This window comes from Bifidobacterium phasiani, assembly GCF_019331775.1.
In the GTDB taxonomy this organism is placed as follows: domain Bacteria; phylum Actinomycetota; class Actinomycetes; order Actinomycetales; family Bifidobacteriaceae; genus Bifidobacterium; species Bifidobacterium phasiani.
This window is the reverse complement of sequence record NZ_JAHBBD010000047.1, coordinates 1-1,860: the sequence shown is the minus strand read 5'-3', so window position 1 is coordinate 1,860 and position 1,860 is coordinate 1. Positions and strand designations below refer to the sequence as shown.

Here is a 1,860-nt window from a genome sequence, read left to right as displayed (position 1 = left end):
GTTCAACGCCTCGAACACCGTCGGCTTGGATTTCACCGCCATCTCAATCCTCCACGTCCACCAGCAGGTCGTACCGCCCGACCCACCGGGCCAGCAGCCTCACGCACGCGTCCACGCTGTACGCCTTCACGCCCGCGATACGCATCGTGTGCCTGGGAAGGTTCCCGTCCCGTATGATCTTCTGCAGCTCGTTGTCCTTCAGACCGCTGCTCTTCAGCAGCAGGTCGCGGGTCACGTACTCCTTACCGGCCTTCCGCCAGTCCACCAGACTGACCAGCATCCGGGACGCCTGCTGCTTGAGCATCCGGTCGAACCGCTCACGTCCAGCTCCCATGATTTCCTCGCTTCCTTTCCTGCATCCCTCCTGTTTTGGGAGGGAGCCTGGAGTGTCAAGACCTAGTCAGGCGCCGGCGGAACGCCGCACCCGTTTCCGGGCATGGTGCCGCCAGCGCCTGACTCTCGTAGGTCTCGGTTTCGGTCGGTCGCCCGTCGCTACACAAGAGGGGCAAAGCCCCCGGGAATGGTCCCCCGCGAAGCCCGCGCAACGATTGCGCGCCATGGCCGCCCGATTCCGCCTTTATCGGCGACTCCGCAGGGTCGGGAACAGGTTTTATCGATCGCCTCGGTGACTGCCACACCGCGAGGTCCCCCGCGCTCGTCCCGGGGCGGAGCGGGCTAGCGCGGTCCATCCTGCCGGCGCATCACAGCCCATCGCATTATGAGTGACCAGGATCACGGCCCTGGCGGCCGCACGCATCCATCACGGCGGCGACAACGGCACCCCCAAGGACGACCTGTTCGCGTCCAGCCACCGCCTCCGCTCGGCCCTGGCATCACGCGCCAGAGCCAGCAACCGCTTCAGCTCGTCCTCCGACACGGCCAGCACCACATGAGCGTCGCCGGTCGTAGCCCGCAGGTTGTACACGCCCAGACTCGGCTCGACGCACCGCACGATCACCGCGGTCATTCCGACCACCCCATGAGACGCTTGAGCCGACGCCACTGCACCACCAGCCACAACACGGCCAGATCCGCCAGCAACGCCAGCACGAAACCCACCTGACGCAGCAACCTCACCGCGCACCCCCGTTCATACGACGCCCCACACGCTCCGGCACATCCAGCACCACCATGCCCGCGCACAAACAGCCCACGACGAACAGGCCCCACAGGCCGACCGCGGCGAACACGACCAACGCCGGCCAGACCAGCAGGCAGAACAGCGCCTTATACAACCACCGCAACATCACGCCCCTCCTTCTCCCGAACGGTTAAGGCCCTTCCCCCGCCGCGTTAGGCTGGGAACAAGACAGCAAACAACCCGCCGAACACAACGGAGGAAGGACAAACCATGACCGACGACGCCGCAGCATTCGACATCATCCTTTACCTCGGCAGCACCACGCCCCTCACCATCAGAGGCGCCGACGCCGGAACATTCAGCGACATCACCAACCACATGACCGCCGGAGACACCTTCATGCTCACGGTCACGTTCCCCGACAACAGCGTCCACGGCATCACCATCAACGCCAGCCGCGTCCCGTGGTGGCAGATCGACGTCGCCGGTGCCGCCGCGCCGCTTCAGGTCTTCTAAACCGTCCGGCTCGTCAAGCATGGCCCGGAGTCCACGCCTGATGATTGCCGCCTGCTCCCTGGTCAACGGGCCGGGATGGATGTACACGGCGTCGGCGCCCACGCAAACGACGCCCTCGCCGACCTTCCTGATGTTCGTCGCCGACGCCACGGCCACCTTGCCGTTCTGGCGGTCAAGCACCAACATCACACCACCTCCAGTGGTTCACGGCCGAGCAGCACGTCCGTGGACACGCCGAACAGGTCGGCCAGCTTGGCGATCTC

The 1,860-nt window shown here is 65.5% G+C and carries 4 protein-coding genes; 2 read left to right on the top strand and 2 right to left on the bottom strand.

Annotated elements, in window-relative coordinates; translation table 11 throughout:
* Nucleotides 1–43: 43 nt before the first annotated feature.
* Nucleotides 44–334: a hypothetical protein gene (locus KIH73_RS10715; RefSeq protein ID WP_219083363.1), complete on the bottom strand. Its 291-nt coding sequence runs from the start codon at nt 332–334 to the stop codon at nt 44–46.
* Nucleotides 335–722: 388 nt separating this feature from the next.
* On the opposite strand from KIH73_RS10715, the gene KIH73_RS10710 reads away from it, so the two are divergent.
* Nucleotides 723–893: a hypothetical protein gene (locus KIH73_RS10710; protein WP_219083360.1), complete on the top strand. Its 171-nt coding sequence runs from the start codon at nt 723–725 to the stop codon at nt 891–893.
* A 180-nt stretch (nt 894–1,073) separates the two neighbouring features.
* Here the strand turns inward: KIH73_RS10710 and KIH73_RS10705 are convergent, their stop codons facing one another.
* Nucleotides 1,074–1,247 (bottom strand): hypothetical protein, encoded by a 174-nt coding sequence (locus KIH73_RS10705; protein ID WP_219083365.1) that lies wholly within the window; start codon nt 1,245–1,247, stop codon nt 1,074–1,076.
* A gap of 104 nt (nt 1,248–1,351) precedes the next feature.
* Here KIH73_RS10705 and KIH73_RS10700 point away from each other — a divergent pair, with 104 nt between their 5' ends.
* A complete protein-coding gene (locus tag KIH73_RS10700; RefSeq protein WP_219083358.1) occupies nt 1,352–1,597 on the top strand; it encodes a hypothetical protein in 246 nt (81 codons plus the stop codon).
* Nucleotides 1,598–1,860: the final 263 nt, after the last annotated feature.

Excerpts from the sequence above, each read along its gene's own strand:
- KIH73_RS10700 (WP_219083358.1), top strand. The coding sequence starts at position 1,352 with ATGACCGACGACGCCGCAGCATTCGACATCATCCTTTACCTCGGCAGC.
- KIH73_RS10715 (WP_219083363.1), bottom strand. The coding sequence starts at position 334 with ATGGGAGCTGGACGTGAGCGGTTCGACCGGATGCTCAAGCAGCAGGCG.
- KIH73_RS10705 (WP_219083365.1), bottom strand. The coding sequence starts at position 1,247 with ATGTTGCGGTGGTTGTATAAGGCGCTGTTCTGCCTGCTGGTCTGGCCG.